Source organism: Streptomyces sp. NPDC098789 (assembly GCF_044759975.1).
Classification (GTDB): Bacteria; Actinomycetota; Actinomycetes; order Streptomycetales; family Streptomycetaceae; genus Streptomyces.
In genome coordinates, this window is sequence record NZ_JBIWAJ010000015.1 from 149,821 (window position 1) to 166,013 (window position 16,193).

Annotated in this window: 16 protein-coding genes; 10 read left to right on the forward strand and 6 right to left on the reverse strand. The window is 75.2% G+C overall.

Features of this window, described 5'->3' with window-relative positions; translation table 11 throughout:
• The 3 genes from ACIQWR_RS27770 (at nucleotide 1) to ACIQWR_RS27780 (ending at nucleotide 3,184) form a co-directional block, all read left to right on the forward strand.
• The gene (locus tag ACIQWR_RS27770; RefSeq protein WP_404014827.1) at nucleotides 1–951 is read left to right on the forward strand and encodes a glycerophosphodiester phosphodiesterase; all 951 of its coding nucleotides are present in this window, start codon (nucleotides 1–3) and stop codon (nucleotides 949–951) included.
• Between the two features lie 91 nt (nucleotides 952–1,042).
• The gene (locus ACIQWR_RS27775; protein ID WP_404014830.1) at nucleotides 1,043–1,603 is read left to right on the forward strand and encodes a methylated-DNA--[protein]-cysteine S-methyltransferase; all 561 of its coding nucleotides are present in this window, start codon (nucleotides 1,043–1,045) and stop codon (nucleotides 1,601–1,603) included.
• Between the two features lie 321 nt (nucleotides 1,604–1,924).
• Complete coding sequence (locus ACIQWR_RS27780) at nucleotides 1,925–3,184, forward strand: MFS transporter (protein ID WP_404015055.1); 1,260 nt, start codon at nucleotides 1,925–1,927, stop codon at nucleotides 3,182–3,184.
• Between the two features lie 27 nt (nucleotides 3,185–3,211).
• Here the strand turns inward: ACIQWR_RS27780 and ACIQWR_RS27785 are convergent, their stop codons facing one another.
• The gene (locus ACIQWR_RS27785) at nucleotides 3,212–3,616 is read right to left on the reverse strand and encodes a cupin domain-containing protein (protein WP_404014833.1); all 405 of its coding nucleotides are present in this window, start codon (nucleotides 3,614–3,616) and stop codon (nucleotides 3,212–3,214) included.
• A gap of 185 nt (nucleotides 3,617–3,801) precedes the next feature.
• Here ACIQWR_RS27785 and ACIQWR_RS27790 point away from each other — a divergent pair, with 185 nt between their 5' ends.
• Together ACIQWR_RS27790 and ACIQWR_RS27795 are read left to right on the forward strand one after the other, a co-directional pair.
• The gene (locus ACIQWR_RS27790) at nucleotides 3,802–4,725 is read left to right on the forward strand and encodes a pseudouridine-5'-phosphate glycosidase (RefSeq protein WP_404014836.1); all 924 of its coding nucleotides are present in this window, start codon (nucleotides 3,802–3,804) and stop codon (nucleotides 4,723–4,725) included.
• Nucleotides 4,719–5,648, forward strand: a complete 930-nt coding sequence (locus ACIQWR_RS27795; RefSeq protein WP_404015058.1) for a carbohydrate kinase family protein — start codon at nucleotides 4,719–4,721, stop codon at nucleotides 5,646–5,648. The genes ACIQWR_RS27790 and ACIQWR_RS27795 overlap by 7 nt, the downstream gene beginning before the upstream one ends.
• Before the next feature lie 163 nt (nucleotides 5,649–5,811).
• Here the strand turns inward: ACIQWR_RS27795 and ACIQWR_RS27800 are convergent, their stop codons facing one another.
• On the reverse strand, nucleotides 5,812–6,459 hold the full coding sequence (locus ACIQWR_RS27800) for a uridine kinase (protein WP_404014839.1): 648 nt from the start codon (nucleotides 6,457–6,459) through the stop codon (nucleotides 5,812–5,814).
• Between the two features lie 91 nt (nucleotides 6,460–6,550).
• Between ACIQWR_RS27800 and ACIQWR_RS27805 the strand changes: the two genes are divergently transcribed.
• Together ACIQWR_RS27805 and ACIQWR_RS27810 are read left to right on the forward strand one after the other, a co-directional pair.
• Complete coding sequence (locus tag ACIQWR_RS27805) at nucleotides 6,551–7,990, forward strand: WGR domain-containing protein (protein ID WP_404014842.1); 1,440 nt, start codon at nucleotides 6,551–6,553, stop codon at nucleotides 7,988–7,990.
• A 131-nt stretch (nucleotides 7,991–8,121) separates the two neighbouring features.
• Nucleotides 8,122–8,814 (forward strand): DUF2293 domain-containing protein, encoded by a 693-nt coding sequence (locus tag ACIQWR_RS27810; protein ID WP_404014845.1) that lies wholly within the window; start codon nucleotides 8,122–8,124, stop codon nucleotides 8,812–8,814.
• Here ACIQWR_RS27810 and ACIQWR_RS27815 read toward each other — a convergent pair.
• On the reverse strand, nucleotides 8,784–9,458 hold the full coding sequence (locus ACIQWR_RS27815) for a chaplin (RefSeq protein ID WP_404014848.1): 675 nt from the start codon (nucleotides 9,456–9,458) through the stop codon (nucleotides 8,784–8,786). The genes ACIQWR_RS27810 and ACIQWR_RS27815 overlap by 31 nt on opposite strands.
• A gap of 162 nt (nucleotides 9,459–9,620) precedes the next feature.
• On the opposite strand from ACIQWR_RS27815, the gene ACIQWR_RS27820 reads away from it, so the two are divergent.
• Nucleotides 9,621–10,163 carry a hypothetical protein gene (locus ACIQWR_RS27820; protein WP_404014850.1) on the forward strand — a complete coding sequence of 181 codons (543 nt, stop codon included), beginning with the start codon at nucleotides 9,621–9,623 and terminating at the stop codon, nucleotides 10,161–10,163.
• 31 nt (nucleotides 10,164–10,194) lie between these two features.
• On the opposite strand, the gene ACIQWR_RS27825 is transcribed toward ACIQWR_RS27820, so the two are convergent.
• Nucleotides 10,195–11,406, reverse strand: coding sequence for an SWIM zinc finger family protein (locus tag ACIQWR_RS27825; RefSeq protein ID WP_404014853.1), 1,212 nt, complete (start codon nucleotides 11,404–11,406; stop codon nucleotides 10,195–10,197).
• Nucleotides 11,403–14,351 carry a DEAD/DEAH box helicase gene (locus tag ACIQWR_RS27830; RefSeq protein ID WP_404014856.1) on the reverse strand — a complete coding sequence of 983 codons (2,949 nt, stop codon included), beginning with the start codon at nucleotides 14,349–14,351 and terminating at the stop codon, nucleotides 11,403–11,405. Before ACIQWR_RS27830 ends, ACIQWR_RS27825 begins: the two co-directional genes overlap by 4 nt.
• A 251-nt stretch (nucleotides 14,352–14,602) precedes the next feature.
• Here ACIQWR_RS27830 and ACIQWR_RS27835 point away from each other — a divergent pair, with 251 nt between their 5' ends.
• Together ACIQWR_RS27835 and ACIQWR_RS27840 are read left to right on the forward strand one after the other, a co-directional pair.
• Nucleotides 14,603–15,229 carry a hypothetical protein gene (locus tag ACIQWR_RS27835; RefSeq protein WP_399259217.1) on the forward strand — a complete coding sequence of 209 codons (627 nt, stop codon included), beginning with the start codon at nucleotides 14,603–14,605 and terminating at the stop codon, nucleotides 15,227–15,229.
• Between the two features lie 71 nt (nucleotides 15,230–15,300).
• Complete coding sequence (locus ACIQWR_RS27840) at nucleotides 15,301–15,558, forward strand: DUF6343 family protein (RefSeq protein WP_404015060.1); 258 nt, start codon at nucleotides 15,301–15,303, stop codon at nucleotides 15,556–15,558.
• A gap of 218 nt (nucleotides 15,559–15,776) precedes the next feature.
• Here ACIQWR_RS27840 and ACIQWR_RS27845 read toward each other — a convergent pair whose 3' ends face one another.
• A complete protein-coding gene (locus ACIQWR_RS27845; protein WP_404015063.1) occupies nucleotides 15,777–16,154 on the reverse strand; it encodes a tetratricopeptide repeat protein in 378 nt (125 codons plus the stop codon).
• Nucleotides 16,155–16,193: the final 39 nt, after the last annotated feature.

The window sequence follows — 16,193 nt, forward strand, 5'->3', positions numbered from 1 at the left end:
ATGTACGTCCGAACCGTTGCCGCGGCTGCCGCCGTGCTCGGCATCACCCTCTCCGCACTGGCCGGGCCGGCCTCCGCCACGCCGCCGCCGCTGCGGACGGGCGGCCCGAAGGCCGGACCGGCCGCGGCTCCCCACGCCGGGCCGAAGGCACCGCCGCTGGCCGGGCTGCTCGGGCTCCCCGTGGTGTACGCGCACCGGGGGGCGTCGGCCTACGCCCCGGAGAACACGCTGGCCTCCATCGACCTCGCCGCGCGCCTCGGCATGGACTGGGTGGAGAACGACGTCCAGCGCACCAAGGACGGCGTGCTCGTCGTGATCCACGACGACACCCTCAAGCGGACCACCGACGTCCAGAAGGTGTTCCCGAAGCGCAGCCCCTGGCGGGTGAAGGACTTCACGGCGGCGGAGATCGCCCGGCTCGACGCGGGCAGCTGGTTCCGCCCCGAGTTCGCCGGCGCCCGGATCCCGACGCTGCGCGAGTACCTCGACCGGGTCCAGCTCAATCAGGGCCGGCTGCTGCTGGAGGTCAAGAAGCCGGAGCTGTACCCGGGGATCGAGCGCGAGATCCTCGACCTGCTCGGCAGCACGGGCTGGCTCGACGCACGGCACGTCGCGTCCCGCCTGGTCGTGCAGAGCTTCAGCGCCGACTCCGTGGCCCTGGTGCACCGGATGCGGCCGGACCTGGTGACGGCCTTCCTCGGCGCGCCGCCGGAGGAGGACCTGGAGCGGTACGCCGCCTTCTCCGACCGGATCAACCCCTGGTTCCGGGAGATCAACGCCGAGTGGGTGGCGCGGGTGCACGCCCTCCAGGGGCCGCACGGCAAGGCCATGGAGGTCGACACCTGGATCGTGGACGACCCGGACACGACCCAGCGGGTCGTGGAGATGGGCGTGGACGGCATCATCAGCAACCGGCCCGACCTGGTGCGGCGGACGGTGTACGGCTACTGACGGCCCCCGCGCTCCGGGGCCGACCCGGCCGACGACGCCCCGCGACCCGCGGCCCCGGAGCGTTGTCGGTGGGGCGTCGTACGGTGGCCCCATGGACAGCGTCGACAGCACCGAGCGGCCCCGGGGGCCGCACCTCGAATGGACCGTGGTCGCGAGCGCCATCGGTCCGCTCCTCCTCGCCGCGACCCCCGAGGGTCTGGTCAAGGTCTCCTTCCATGCCTCGCCCGAGACGGCCGGGCCGCTGATCGACCGGCTCGGCGCGGCGGCCTTCCGTCCGGCGCCGGGCGAAGAGGTGCTGCTGGCCGAGCCCATACGTCAGCTCACCGCCTATTTCGCCGGTGACCTGCGGCGTTTCCGGCTCCCGCTGGACTGGCGGCTCAGCTCCGGCTTCCACCGCCAGGTCCTCCAGGAGCTGGACCGCTCCGTTCCCTACGGGGCGGTCGTCGGGTACGGCGAGCTGGCCGCCCGGGTCGGCCAGCCCGGCGCGGCCCAGGCCGTGGGCGCGGCAATGGGCTCCAACCCCTTGCCGCTGGTGGTGGCCTGCCACCGGGTCGTGGAGAACGGCGGCGGGATCGGCGGCTTCGGCGGCGGGGTGGAGACCAAGCGGATCTTGCTGGCGCTGGAGGGCGTCCTGCCGGAGCCGCTCTTCTGAGGGCGGTACCGGCCGGCTGCCGACCCGGTGTCGATCAGGTGCTGACCAGCGACGATCCGGTCCGCCCGCGGAGCCGCCACCGGTTCCCCCGCGGGGCGGGCGGTGCGACACTGCGCCGGTGACTGCTGCCGCGGCCCAGCCCGCCGTCCCCCGCCCCGCACCGCCCGTCCGCTCCTGTCCGAAGGACCGGAGGTGCACGTCGTGAGCGCCCCGCACGGTACGGACCGCTCGCCCGGATCCGCCGGACCGGACCATACGGCCCGCACGGCCCCCGCGGCCCGCTCGACCCGTGCGGAGCGGGCGGAGCGCGAGGTCCGGGGGCTGACCGACGCCGACCTGCCCCGGCTGCGCCGGCGCACCTCCGGCGTGCTCATAGCCGCGCAGGTCCTGGGCGGGCTCGGCATACCGATCAGCATCGCGCTGGCCCCCGTACTGGCCACCGAGGTCAGCGGCACCGAGGCCGTGTCCGGACTGGCCTCGACGGCCTCCGTCGTCGGCACCGCCCTGGTCTCGCTGCCGCTCGCGGCCCTGATGACCGCGCGCGGGCGACGGGCGGGGCTGGTCCTGGCCTATGTGATCGGCGCGGTCGGCGGCGGGCTCGTGGTGCTGGCCGCCGTGCTGAAGAACTTCCCGCTGCTGCTGCTCGGCATGGCCGCCTTCGGCGCCGCCTCCTCCGCCAACCTCCAGTGCCGGTTCGCCGCCGCCGACCTCGCGGCCCCCGACCGGCGGGCCCGGGCGATCTCGACCGTCGTGTGGGCCACGACCATCGGCGCGGTGCTGGGACCCAACCTCTCGGCCCCGGCCAGCCGGAGCTTCGCGGGGACGTCCATACCCGACAAGGCGGGCCCGTTCCTGTGGGCCGCCGGGATCTTCCTGCTCACCGCGCTGCTGATCGGCGTGCTCCTGCGGCCCGATCCGCTGCTGGCCGCGCGCGCACTGGCCGGCCCGGCCGAGCAGACGGCCGCGGGCCGCTCGCTGCGGGCCGCCTTCGCCGCCGTACGGGCCTCCCCCCGGGCCCGATTGGCCCTGGTGACGGTCGCCGTGACCCACACCGCCATGGTCTCGATCATGGTGATGACCCCGGTCGACCTCGGGCACCACGGCGCCGACCTCCAACTGATCGGGCTGGTGATCAGCGGCCACATCGCCGGAATGTTCGCCTTCTCGCCGGTGATGGGCTGGCTGGCGGACCGGCTCGGCAGGCTGTCGGTGATCGGCCTGGCGGCCGGGCTGCTGTCGATCGCCGCCCTGCTCGCGGGCACCGCCGGGGCGAACCACGCACAGACCGCGGCGGGCCTGTTCCTGCTGGGGCTGGGGTGGTCGGCCGGGCTGGTCTCCGGTTCCGCGCTGCTGACGGACTCGGTGCCGCAGGCCGCGCGGGCCGCGGTACAGGGCCTGTCCGACCTGACCATGAACACCTGCGCGGGCGTCGGCGGCGCCGTGTCCGGGCTGATCGTCTCCCAGGCGGGCTACGGCTGGCTCAACGCCGTCGGGGCGGCGCTGCTGCTGCCGATGGCCGGGCTCGCGCTCTTCACGGCGCGCCGCCACCCCGCGCCCGTCGAGGGGACCGTCAAGGACTGACGGGCGCGGGGGCTCTCCAGCGGCTCGTCAGAGGCTGATGTGGTAGGCCTTGCGCAGCGTCTCGTGCACGGTCCAGGTGGTCTTGTCGCCCTCCCGGAGCACGCAGGCGGTGCCGGGGCCGACCTCCAGTCGCCCGCCGCCCTCGATCTCGATGGTGGCCCGGCCGCTGACGACGACGAACAGCTCGTTCGCCTCGGTGTCGGTGACCACTCCGGGGGTGATCTGCCAGATCCCGCGCAGCTGCTTGCCGTCGGCGGACTCCCACAGCACCTTGCCCGTCACCACGGGGTCGCCGGAGACGATCTGTGCCGGGTCGAGCTCCTCGGTCTCCAACTCGGCGTCCGGTACGTCGGGTACGGACACGGCGAAGGACGCGGGACCGGCATCGGGGGCTGCGGGGGCGGACGGGGCGGCGGTGTCTTCGGTGCTCATGGCGCGAAACCCTAGCCCGGCGGGACGGCCGCGCGCGGTGGCCAGGTCGTCCAGGATCGGCGGGGCGCACGAGTCACCCTGTCCAGGGCGCGGGCCCGGATCACGGGCCGACGCACCCCGCGCATCTCGGACAGTTGGGCCGGGGGCGCGTTTGGGGGCGTGGATCCCGTGCCATGGATGGGGACATGTCACAGCACACAGCGGTTCCCGTCCTGTCGGAAGAGGTGCGCGACGCGCTGGCGGAGCAGCGACCGGTCGTCGCCCTCGAATCGACGATCCTCGCGCACGGCCTGCCCCGGCCCCGCAATCTCCAGGTGGGCCTGGAGCTGGAGGCGATCGTCCGCTCGGAGGGAGCGGTTCCGGCGACCGTCGCGGTGCTCGACGGGGTGCCGTACGCCGGGCTCGACAAGGCACAGCTGGAACGGATCGCCAACGGTGACGGCGTGCGCAAGCTGGGGCACCGGGACCTGGCCCCGGCCATGGCGGCCGGGGCCACCGGGGCCACCACGGTGTCGGCGACGGCGTTCCTGGCCGCGCGGGCCGGGCTGCGCGTCTTCGCCACCGGCGGGCTGGGCGGCGTACACCGCGACTGGGCGCGGGCGCAGGACGAGTCGGCCGACCTGTCGCTGCTCGCCCGGACCCGGATCACGGTGGTCTGCGCGGGGGTGAAGTCGATCCTGGACGTGCCGGCCACGCTCCAACGGCTGGAGACGCTCGGGGTGGGGGTGCTGGGCTTCGGGACGCAGCGGTTCCCCGGCTTCTACCTGAGCAGTTCCGGCGAGCCCGTCGACTGGACGGTGGACCGGCCGGAGGAGGTGGCCGGGGTGATGGCCGCTCAGGACGCCCTGGGCGGGCCCGGGTCCGCGCTGCTGGTCGCCAACCCGGTCCCCGAGGCCGACCAGCTCGATCCGGACCTGCACGACCGGGTACTGGCCCGGGCCCTCGCGGAGTGCCGGGAACGCGGCGTCACGGGGCAGGCGGTGACCCCCTTCCTCCTCGACTTCCTGGTCCGCGCGACCGGCGGGGCCTCGCTGGAGGCGAACCTGGCGGCGGTGCGCGGCAACGTGCGCCTGGGTGCGCGGATCGCGGCGGCGTGGGCGGCCTGGTGACCGGGCCGGAGGGCGGGCCGGCCGCGGAGTTCGCCGGCGGTCTGCTGGTCGTCGGGGACGTGGTCACGGACGTGGTGGCCGTGCACCTGGAGCCGCTCGCTCCGGCCACCGACACGCCGGCCCGGATCCGTACGATGCCCGGCGGCGCCGGGGCCAACGCGGCCTGCTGGGCGGCCCACCAGGGAGCCGCCGACGTCGCGCTGCTCGCGCGGGTGGGCGCGGAGTCGGCGCAGTGGCACGAACGCGCCCTGCTGGCCGCCGGGGTGCGGCCGCTGCTGGTGGTCGACCCCGTGGAGCCCACCGGCACGGTGGTGGCGCTGGTCGGCAAGGACGCGGAACGGACCTTCCTGACCGACAGCGGGGCCGTGCTCCGCCTCTCCCGGGCCGACTGGACCCCGCAGCTGCTGGACGGGGTGGCCCATCTGCACCTGTCCGGCTACCTGTTCTTCGGGGACACCAGCCGCGAGCTGGCCCGCCTGGCACTCAGCTCGGCGCGGGAGCGCGGGATCGCGGTGAGCGTGGACCCCGCCTCGGCCGGGTTCCTGGCCGCGCTGGGGGTGGACCGTTTCCTCGACGCCGTCGCGGGGGCCGGCGCACTGCTGCCCAACGAGGACGAGGCGCGGCTGCTGGCCGGGCTGCCCGGGCCGGCCCCTTCGGCCCGGGCGGCGGCGGAGTTGAGCCTGCGGGTGCCGCTGGTCGTGGTGACCCGGGGGGCGGCCGGGGCGCTGGTCGCCGAGGGCGGCCGGGTGACCGCGGAGGTCACCGCGGAGCCCGCCCTGGCGGTGGATTCCACGGGCGCGGGCGACGCCTTCACCGGCGGCTTCCTGGCGGCCCGACTGGCGGGCGCGGACCCGGTCGAAGCGGCCCGCGCCGGCTGCCGCGCGGGCGCGGTCGCGGTGACCCGCCTGGGCGGAAGACCCTAGCCCGCCCCATCCACCTCCCACCGCCCCATCCAGCCCCGCCGGCGATTGAGGCGCCCCCGGAGGGCAACACCAGGAACCAGCCGAACCAATCCAGCCCCGCCGGCGTTTGAGGCGCCCCCGGAGGGCACGCCAGGGACCGGCGGGATCCGGAGGCCCCCCAGGGTCAGTCCGGGACGCCGGTCCAGGCCGGGTGCCTGGGGTCATCGGCACGGACCAGGACGTCGGCCGCCGACCCGGGATCCGTCTCGGCCTCGTAGCGCGCGAAGGCCGGCACGGTCCAGCGTTCACCCTCGGGCGTACGCCGGACCAGGGCCCCGGCGGAGAGCCGGACATGGACGCTGAGGTCGAACGGGAACCAATGCCCCATCAGGAAGGGTCCGTGCAGGATCACCACCCCACCCACCGGCAGCGCCACGTACGGGCTCCGGGTCGCCCGGTCCGTGACCGGATCCCACAGGTCCGGGAGCACCCGGCCGCTCCCCCCGGGATCCAACGGCCCGATGACCTCGCGCCAGAGGGCGGCCGTGTCGTACCAGCCGCCGAGGTACGCGTCGACGTCCCGCCGGCCGTACTCGAAGCGCAACGAGGCCGGCCGCAGGAAGCCCCCCGTGGGCACGACGAGGACCGAACGGCCGCGCCGGCGCAGCGCGTCCGCGAGCCGGTCGGCGAGCACCTCCGTACCGGCGGCGGGCGCACCGTCCACGGCCACCCGTAGCCAGGGCGCACCGCCGCCCGGGTCCTGCGCGGCGCCGTCGAGATGGCCCGCGAGCCGCTCGGCCATCCCCTCCCATGTGATCGCTTCCAGCTGCACGGTCCCATTGTCAGTCCTCACCCGTAGCGTTCCTCATCAAGGGATCACCGACGCGAAAGAGCCGTCGGCCCGACCTTGGGGAGGGGCTGTCATGGCTCGCGAGACGACGTACCTGGAGCTGTCGCAAGAGGGTGGCGGCGCCCACAAGTTCTATGAGGTGACCGTGGACGGCACGGACGTCTCGGTGCGTTACGGCCGGATCGGAGCCGACGGGCAGCTGCAGAACTCCTCCTTCCCGACCATCGAGAAGGCGCGGGCGGCCGCCGCGAAGAAGGTCGGGGAGAAGGTCCGCAAGGGGTACGCCCCGGCCGTACCGGGGCAGCGGACGGCGCGCGCGGTCTCCCGCCGCGAGGTGACCTCGGCACCGTCGACCGCGCGGGCGGTGGCGCCGGTGCTGTGGCGGTTCCGCACCGGGGCCTCGGCCTTCGGGATCCACGTGGACGAGGACCGGTGCTGGGTCGGCAACCAGGCGGGCGACGTCTACACGCTGAGCCACGGCGGCGAGGTGCTGGCCCGCTATTCGCTGCCGGACGGGGTCAAGTGCCTGGTGGCGGACGAGTTCTGGATCTATGCGGGCTGCGACGACGGCACGGTCTACGACCTGTCGTCGAAGGTCCCCTTCGGGGCCTACGACATCGCGGCGGACGTGGACATCTTCTGGCTGGACATCCGCGAGGGCGTGCTCACCGTCTCCGACCGCAACGGCGGTCTGACGGTCATCGACCACGAGGACGAGTTCCAGTGGTCGCGCAAGTCCGCCGGCTCCAACGGGTGGATGGTCCGGGCGGACGGGGACGCGGTGTACCACGGCCACTCCTCGGGCGTGACGGCGTACGCGCAGGACGGTTCCGGGGAGTTGTGGCACGCCCCGACCAAGGGCCAGGTGCTCTTCGGCTGGCAGGAGGACCACGCGGTGTACGCGGGGACCTCCCGCTACACCGTGGAGCGGATCGCGAAGGCGACCGGGGCCGTCGAGGCCACCTACCGGTGCGACGGTTCGGTGTACTCGTGCGCGACCTCCCCCGACGGCCGGCACGTCTTCGCGGGTGACTCCTCCTCGTCGGTGTACTGCTTCGACGCCGACGGGCAGCGGCTGTGGAAGCTGGGCACGGGCAGCGGATCCGCGCTGTCGATGCAGTACCTGGACGAGCGGCTGTACCTGGTGACCACCGACGGCTCGCTGGTCTGCGTGGACGCGAGCGAGGCGGCCATCGCGGCGGCCCAGCAGGGTTCGGTGCCGACCGCGATGGACGTGAAGTCGGCCGCGGCGCTGCCCGTGTTCACCCCGGCGGCCTCGGCCGCCGCGGTGGCGACGGTGACGGTCGCGCCCGCGGGCGGCGTGGTGGTCGAGTGCGTCCAGCAGGGCGGTCGGACGCGGGTGCAGGTGGTCTCGGGCGGCTTCGAGACCTCGTGGAACGTGCAGTTCCCGCGGGGCATCCGGGAGGCGGGGGCCCGGTACGTGGTGGACGGACTGCACCCGGCCCCGGGCGGTTTCTACCGCGTGCGCGGGGAGATCCGCCGCCTGGTGTGAGCGCGGGCGCGCGGCGCGGTCCGGGGTGGGGGCCTCGGACCGCGCCGGGGGAGCTCGGGAGGGAAGTCCAGGGGGACAACTGCCGGGCGCTCCCGGGTGATAGGGGGGCGCCGCGGCGGTATCACACCTGTATGGACCTCGTCGTCTTCGAGTCGCTCAAGCGGATCAGCTGCGCGGAGTGCGGGCACGGGCCGCTCCCGCACCTCGTCCGCGCGTCCGGTGTTCCCCGCTGCCTGGACTGCGCCGACCTCGGGCACCTCGTCTACCTGCCGCGCGGGGACGCCGCCCTCACCCGCCGCGCGCGGACGGGCAGTTCGCTGTGCGCGGTGGTGGTCCGCTTCAACAAGCGCCATCGCCGCCACGAGCGCCAGGGCCTGTTGGTCGAGGAGCCGGCGCTCGCCCGGGCCGAGGCCGCCTGCCTCGCGGACGCCGAGGCGCGGGCCCGGCGCCGGGCCCGCGACCGGCTGCGCCGGGCCGCCGAGGACACCCGGTTCACCGCGCTCTTCGCCGCCGAGATAGCGCGGCTGTTCCCCGGGTGCCCGCCGGAGCGCGCCCTGGCGATCGCGGCGCACGCCTCGGTACGGGGCAGCGGGCGGGTGGGCCGCAGCGCGGCCGGCCGGGCCCTGTCCGAGCAGGCCGTCTCGGTGGCGGTCCGCGCGGCGGTCCGGCACGAGGACACGGAGTACGACGCCCTGCTGATGGCGGGCGTCCCGCGGTTCGAGGCCCGCGCCCGGCTCGCCCCGCGGATCGAGGCGGTCCTCGCCTCCTGGCGCCCCGGCCCGGCGCAGGCCGCTCAGCTGGTGCGGGAGCGGGAGCGGCGGTAGAGCAGGGCCCCGCCGAGGAGCAGTGCGGCGCTGCCCGGGATCAGGTAGCCGAGCCCGTCGGCGCCGGTGTGGGCCAGCGCGGGACCCGTCTCCCGGGGCGGCGCGGGCGGGGTGACCGGGCGCACCGCCACGGGCGGCTGGGCGGGCTTGCTCCCGCTGGGCGGGCCCGTGTTGACCGAGGTGTTGCCCGTGGCGGAGTTGCCGACGCCGACGACGCTCACCGCATTGCCGCTGATGTTCACCGGGAGATCGATCGGCAGCTGGATCCCGTTGCCGGACAGCAGGCCAGGCGAATCCTTTCCGCGCCCTTCCGCGAGCGCTCCCCCGCCACCGGCCGCTCCCCCGCCGTGCCCGGCACCCTGCCGGGAGGGGCCCGTCGCGGACGACGGGCCCGACGGATGCGAGGGGCGCGGATCCGGATGCTCGCCGGGACCCGCGTTGGCACAGCGGTTCCCCGCGGCGGAGTTGAGCAGGCCCACCACGCTCACGGTGTTGCCGCACACGTTCACCGGCGCGTGCACCGGCAGCTGCACCACGTTCCCCGAGAGCAGCCCCGGTGAGCGCTGCGCCGAACCGCCCGCGCCCGCATCGGCGTGGGCGAGGCCTCCCACGCTCGCGGCGGCCAGGCCACCTCCCGCAACCACCGCCGCGATCAAGCCATTTCGACGACTGCTTCGCATCAGTGTCCCTACCTTCCGGAGGAGTTCGCGGGTGTGCACCCGCATCCGGAACAACGCCCTGAACCCGTTCGGGTTATAGCGCCGGTAGGCATTTCACTCCATCGTGTACTGGGTAGTGCGTACTTCATGATGGACAGACCACTGCTGCTCCTCGATGTGGACGGCCCGCTCAACCCGTTCCGGTCGCGCCTCGCGGGGCTGCACGGATACACCACGCACCGGATGCACCCGGCCCTCTGGATGGCCCGCCGCGCCCCGGATTCGCCGAGCGCGCGCCGGGGACTGCGGGTCCGCCTGCATCCCACGCACGGCCCGCGCCTGCAGGCCCTGCCCTTCGAACTGGCCTGGGCCACCACCTGGATGCACCAGGCCAACACGATGATCTCCCCGCACATCGGGCTGCCCGGCGACCTTCCCGTCATCGAGTGGCCGGAACTCTTCGCCCACGACCCCGACGGCCTCTACTGGAAGACCCGGCCGCTCCTGGAGTGGGCCGCCGGACGCCCTTTCGCCTGGGTCGACGACATGATCACGGCCAAGGACCGTGCCTGGGCCCGCGCGCACTACCCGGCGCCGTCCCTCCTGCTGCGCATCCGCCCCCGTCACGGCCTGCGCGCACGCGACTTCACCACCCTCACCCGCTGGGCGGCCTCCCTGCCGGGGACCTGAGCCCTGTTCAGCAGTGGGCTCAGCGGTGGGCTCAGCGGTGGGTGGCGAGCGCCGTGAGCGGGTCGGGGGACGGCGGCCCGCAGGGCCACCAGTCCTCCTCGTCCGGTTCGGACTCGTAGGCGTACCAGAGGCCGTCGCGACCGAGCCGGAGCTGGGAGGTGCGCCCGCTCAGGCGGTTGCGGCGGGGCCGGAAGGGACCCCGCCCCGCGGCCAACAACGCGGGGCGGGCCCGGTCGAAGGGGCCCGCGGGCGGGTCCCACTCCTCCTCCAGCACCAACAGCCCCGCCGAACCGCCCTGGCGCCAGGCCGACACCGCGCGGGCCAGCTCGCCCGGGGAGCGCCCGGTGGCGGCGGCCAGATCGCGGTACAGGGCGCGGGTGGAGGCGGTCAGGCCCGAGGTCGGCGGCTGCGCGGTGGCGAGGCGGACCGCGTCCTGCCAGAGCGTGAGGCCGGCGATCGGGTCCTCGCCGGTGGCGAGGAGGGCGTGGGCGCGCGCCGCCGCATCGGAGGCGAGCTGGTCCAGGGCCAGCGGATCCGGAGCGCCCCGCTCGTCCGGGTAGGCGGGGGCTGCGCCGACGGTCGGTGCGTCGAGCGGAGCGGGCAGCGGCGCCCGGGTGGTGTGGTGCACGGCCGTGCGCGCCGGGACGCCGGGGAAGTCGACTTCGGCCGCGGGCCGTTCACGGGCGGCGTGCGCGGCATTGCGGCGGGCCAGCTCGTCGAGGAGGTGCCGCTCGCCCCGGCCGCGCAGCAGCATCAGGACGAACGGGTCCTCGTCGAGCAGCCGGGCCGCTCGGTAGCAGAGCGCGGCGGCGTGCTTGCACGGCGGACGCCCGACGTCCGGGCAGGAGCACTGCGGCACGAGGTCCCCCGCCCCCGGCAACAACCGGTCGGCCAGAGCCTGCGGAACCTCGCGCTCCAACAGCGCGGCCAGGGCCGCCGGCTGGGCGGCCGTGTCCTCCAGCAGCTCGTCCCACTCCTCCTCGGTGAAGACGGTCAGGGCCAGCTCGGTGCGGTACGGCCGGGCCCGGCTGCCCCGCACGTACGCCACGATCCGCCCGGGGGTGACCGTCACCGCGTCGACGTGCCCGTCCTCGGCGTACGTCCGCCCGCGCCCCAGGCGCGCCGCGTCACCGGAGCGCCCCTCCAGGGCGGCCACCCAGGCCCGCCCCCACCAGCTGGCGGCCCCGGCCCCCGCGGGCAGCGATTCGAAGGTGCGGCGCAGATCGTCGCGCGCGGTGATCACGAGCGCCTGCGCAGGGAGACGAGGTCGGCGAGCTCGCGGTCGGTGAGCTCGGTCAGCGCGGTCTCGCCCGACCCGAGGACCGCCTCGGCCAGGGCCCGCTTGGCCTCCAGCATCTCGGCGATGCGGTCCTCGACGGTGCCCTCGGCGATGATCCGGTGGACCTGGACGGGCTGGGTCTGGCCGATGCGGTAGGCGCGGTCGGTGGCCTGTTCCTCGACGGCGGGGTTCCACCAGCGGTCGTAGTGGATCACGTGTCCGGCGCGGGTCAGGTTGAGGCCGGTGCCCGCGGCCTTGAGCGACAGCAGGAACACCGGGACCTCACCGTCCTGGAAGCGGTCCACGAGCTCCTCGCGGCGGGCCACCGGGGTCCCGCCGTGCAGCAGTTGGGCCGGGATCCCGCGGGCCGCCAGGTGCCGCTCCAGGATCCGGGCCATCGTCACGTACTGGGTGAAGACCAGCACCGAACCGCCCTCGGACACGATCGTGTCCAACAGCTCGTCCAAGAGGGCGAGTTTGCCGGAGCGGTGCGCGATCCGGGGCCGCTCCTCCTTGAGGTACTGCGCCGGGTGGTTGCAGATCTGCTTGAGCGAGGCCAGCAGTTTCATGATCATGCCGCGGCGTTCGATGCCTTCGCTCGCCTCGATCACGGCCATCGCCTCGTCCACCGCGGCCTGGTAGAGGGAGGCCTGCTCCCGGGTCAGCGAGACGGGGTGGTCGGTCTCCGTCTTGGGCGGCAGCTCGGGCGCGATCCCCGGGTCGGACTTCTTGCGGCGCAGCAGGAACGGCCGCACCAGCGCGGCCAGTCGGGCCACCGCGGCCTCATTGCCGCCGTCCTCCTCCTGCTGGTGCTCCACGGGCCGGGCGTGGCGGGCCCGGAAGGCGGTCAACGGGCCGAGCAGACCGGGGGTGGTCCAGTCGAGGAGGGCCCACAGCTCGGAGAGGTTGTTCTCGACGGGGGTGCCCGTCAGCGCCACCCGGGCCGGTGCGCCGATGGTGCGCAGCGCCCGCGCGGTCGCCGAATGCGGGTTCTTGATGTGCTGCGCCTCGTCGGCGACGACCATCCCCCACTCCTGACCGGCCAGCCGGGAGGCGCTCGCCCGCATCGTCCCGTAGGTGGTGAGGACGAAGCCGCCGGACAGGCCCTCCAGGCTGCGCCCCGCCCCGTGGAAGCGGCGCACCGCCACCCCGGGGGCGAACCGCTCGATCTCGCGCTGCCAGTTGCCGAGCAGGGACGCGGGGCAGATCACGAGGGTCGGCTCGGGGCGGGCCCGGTGCAGGTGGAGGGCGATCAGCGTGACGGTCTTGCCGAGCCCCATGTCGTCGGCGAGGCAGCCGCCGAGGCCGAGGGAGGTCATCAGGTCGAGCCAGGCCAGGCCGCGCGCCTGGTAGTCGCGCAGGGTGGCCCGCAGCCCGGGCGGCTGCGGCAGCGGCGCCAGCTCCCCGGTCAGCCGGTCGCGCAGGGCGGCCAGCGCACCCACCGCCACCGCCGGCACCGGCTCCCCCTCGACCTCGGCCTCGCCGGTCAGTACGGCCGCCAGCGCGTCCACCGGATCCAGCAGCCCCAGCTCCCGCTTGCGGGCCTTGCGGACCAGGTCCGGATCGACCCGCACCCACTGGTCGCGCAGCCGCACCACCGGACGGTGGGCCTGCGCGAGGGCGTCCATCTCGCCGGGGGTCAGCCGGTCCCCACCCAGCGCGAGCTCCCAGGAGAAGGCGAAGAGCCCGGCCGCGTCGAAGAAGGCGGTCCCGTCGGTGGCCGAGCCGGGCGCGGTCGACCGTACGACGGCACTCGCGCTCAGCGTCCGGGCCAGGTCCCGCGGCCAGTGGACGCCGACCCCGGCCGCGGCGAGCCGGGTCGCGGCGACGCCCAGGAGGTCCTCCAGCTCGGGGTCCGACAGGGCCAGCGCCTCGGGCACGGGCTGGTCCAGCAGCCGCAACAGCGGCGGCCACACCCGGCCTGCCCGGCGCAGCGCGAGCACCGCGTCGACCCGGGCCCGCGGGCCGAACCGGTCGGTGGCCGTACCCGCCCACAGCGCGCCCGCGTCGGCGACCAGCGTCGGATCGGCGAGGCTGTGCACCTGGACCACGGCCGCACCCGCCCGGCGCACCTCGGCGGCGTCCTGCCGGGCGTCCCGCCCGGCGCCCTGCCGGGTGTCCCGCGCGGTGTCCTCCTCGGTGTCGAAGAGCCGGTACGAGGACAGGTCGAGGCGCAGCGAGATCCCCACCCCCGCGTCCGCCCCGGCGGCGACCTGCGCCGCCCACTCCCGCAGGCCCGGCACCTGTTGCGGCTCGACCGAGGCGAAGGGGCGCCCGGCGGCGACCGGCGCGGCCGGTGTGCGCGGCAGGGTGTCGGCGACGGCGTCGAGGAAGGCGCGGACCAGGGCCTCCGGTTCGGGCAGGAGCAGCGGGCGGCGCCCGGGCAGCGGCGCGGCGTGCCCCTCGTACGGCAGGGCGGCCGCGACCGCGCGGAGGTAGGCGATGTCCTCGCCGTCCAAGGGGCCGACGCGCCAGGCGTCGACGCCCTCCGGGGTCAGGCCGGGGAGCAGCCGGCCCCGGGCGACGAGCGCGAGGGCCTGGCGGGCGGCGGTGCCCCAGGCCCGGGTGGCCGGGTGGGCGGCGGGGCGGTGCGGGGCGGCGACGAGCAACGGGAGCGCGGCGGCGAGCGGCAGAACGAGCGAGGGTACGGTCCGGGTCCGCAGGGAGTTGCCCGCGGGATGCACCGTGCCCAGCGCTTCGCGGACCAGGTCGGGCAGGCCGGGAAGGTCCGCGGGGTCGGGCAGCTCCTCGCCGGCCGGCGACCAGAAGGCGATCCGGCTCCGACGCGGAACGGCGTCCGGCAGGAACAGGGCGGCATGGCGCAACAGGGCGGCGGGCGGGCCGGGCACGGTCCCGTCCGCCGGCCGGAGCCGCGGCTCCGATTGCGCCTGCGCCTGCGCCTGCGCCATCACCTTCCCCCTCCCGGACTCGTCACCACGGATGTCACCACACATATCACTGTCAACGAGTCTAGGTGCGGCCACTGACAATGCCGCTGACCTGGGGTGTTGACCTTCGCATTACCCCGGCCCGAGCGGGGTATGGCTGTCCCGACAGCCCGCTGCGCACGGGCCCGGCGACCAAGACCGTCCCGTTCCACCGCGCTACCGACCCACCGCCCTACCGACCCACCGACCCACCGACCTCGGGGAGTCCGCCCATGTTCCGACGCGCCACCGCCACCGCCTCGGCCACCGTCCTCGCCGCCGCAGCCGCGGCCGCGCTCGCGCTCACCGCGTCCGCCCCGGCCGTCGCCGCCCCGGCCGCCACCGCACCCGGCTTCCTCGCCGGTACCGATCTGCCCCCGCACCCCAGCTCCCCCTGGACCCAGGGCAAGGTCACCAAGGGACTCCCGGAGTCCGCGCCGTTCTGCCTGGACGGCGCGCTGCCCGCCGCGGGCAGCTGGCACCGCGCCTTCGGCACGGACCTCGACACCAGCGCGGTCCAGGTCTCCGTGCGCACGGCCTCCGACGCGGCGGCCAAGAAGCTGGCGACCGCCCTGGAGCGGAAGGTGGCCGCCTGCGCGGCCGACTGGCTGCGCGCGACCCCGGGCGGAACGGCCTCCTGGCAGGACTACGGCCCGATCCGGGTCGAGGAGGGGGCGCACGTCTACGGCGTGCACACCTCGATCCCCGATTCCGAACCCGGCGTCCACCTCTACGGCATCGGGCGCGACGGATCCACGGTGACCGTCGTGAAATGGGGCCAGATGGGGGTGCTGGCAGACGCTCCCGTGACCGCCTTCAAGAAGACGACCACCACCGCCGTGCACAAGCTCAACCCCTGACGCACCGCGCGTGGGACCATGGACGGACGGGGGACGACGGCCGGTCGGGCGACGGATCCGAGGCGATGGCCATGCGTACCGGGAACGAACCGGTGACCGCGCGCAGCCCGCTGCGACTGCGGTTCTGGCTCAGCGTGTGGGGCCTGCTCTGGGCCGCCGCGGGCACGGCCGCCTTCGCCGCCGCCGGGCAGCCGGCCTGGGCCGCGGCATGCGGCGCGTTCCTGCTCCTCGTGAGCGTGGACATGGCGATGATCGTGCGCCACATCCACCAGGGCCCCCACTACCAGCCGGGACGCGACGTCCCCCCGTACGAGCCCCCACACCGCTGAACCACGGGCTTCCCGGGGCGGCCGGGCCGCCTAGTGCTGTGACCGGAAAGGTTTGCCGGGTCGCGGTGTCCGGTGCGGTGCATCGCAAGGCGGAGGGCCACGGCTCGTACTGGACGTACCGTCGTGGTCCGACAACGCAGGGGGCACCTCCCAGCGGTAGCTGGGGGAGAGGTGCCGTGCCGGGCGCCGCGACACGGTGAACCTTTCCGGTCACAGCACTAGGGGGTGTCCTCGAAGGCCGCGGCGCGGAGGTACTCCGGCTGGGGGTCCAGGGCCGCGGCGAGTCGGAAGTGCCTGCGGGCGCGCTCCGGCTGGCCGGCCCGCTGGTGCGTGCGGGCCAGTGCGAAGTGGGCGAAGGCGTTGTCCGGTTCCCGCTCCAGGACCAGCTCGAACTCCAGGGCCGCCGGTCTCAGTTGGGCGGCGGCGAAGAAGGCTCGGGCGCGCAGCAGCCGGGCGGCGGTGTTCTCCGGATGGGCGGCTATCACCGAGTCCAGCAGTTTCACCGCGCCCCTCGGGTCCCGGGCCGCGAGCAGCTGCTCGGCCGCCCGGAAGTCGATGACGTGGGTCTCCGGGCTGCCGGAACCCGCACCGGCCACCGACTCCCGCCCGGACTCGGGCTCGGACCCGGGCTCCGG

Coding starts and splice junctions, on each gene's coding strand:
- ACIQWR_RS27770 (WP_404014827.1), top strand. CDS start 1: ATGTACGTCCGAACCGTTGCCGCGGCTGCCGCCGTGCTCGGCATCACC.
- ACIQWR_RS27775 (WP_404014830.1), top strand. CDS start 1,043: ATGGACAGCGTCGACAGCACCGAGCGGCCCCGGGGGCCGCACCTCGAA.
- ACIQWR_RS27785 (WP_404014833.1), bottom strand. CDS start 3,616: ATGAGCACCGAAGACACCGCCGCCCCGTCCGCCCCCGCAGCCCCCGAT.
- ACIQWR_RS27790 (WP_404014836.1), top strand. CDS start 3,802: ATGTCACAGCACACAGCGGTTCCCGTCCTGTCGGAAGAGGTGCGCGAC.
- ACIQWR_RS27805 (WP_404014842.1), top strand. CDS start 6,551: ATGGCTCGCGAGACGACGTACCTGGAGCTGTCGCAAGAGGGTGGCGGC.
- ACIQWR_RS27810 (WP_404014845.1), top strand. CDS start 8,122: ATGGACCTCGTCGTCTTCGAGTCGCTCAAGCGGATCAGCTGCGCGGAG.
- ACIQWR_RS27820 (WP_404014850.1), top strand. CDS start 9,621: ATGATGGACAGACCACTGCTGCTCCTCGATGTGGACGGCCCGCTCAAC.
- ACIQWR_RS27830 (WP_404014856.1), bottom strand. CDS start 14,351: ATGGCGCAGGCGCAGGCGCAGGCGCAATCGGAGCCGCGGCTCCGGCCG.
- ACIQWR_RS27835 (WP_399259217.1), top strand. CDS start 14,603: ATGTTCCGACGCGCCACCGCCACCGCCTCGGCCACCGTCCTCGCCGCC.
- ACIQWR_RS27840 (WP_404015060.1), top strand. CDS start 15,301: ATGCGTACCGGGAACGAACCGGTGACCGCGCGCAGCCCGCTGCGACTG.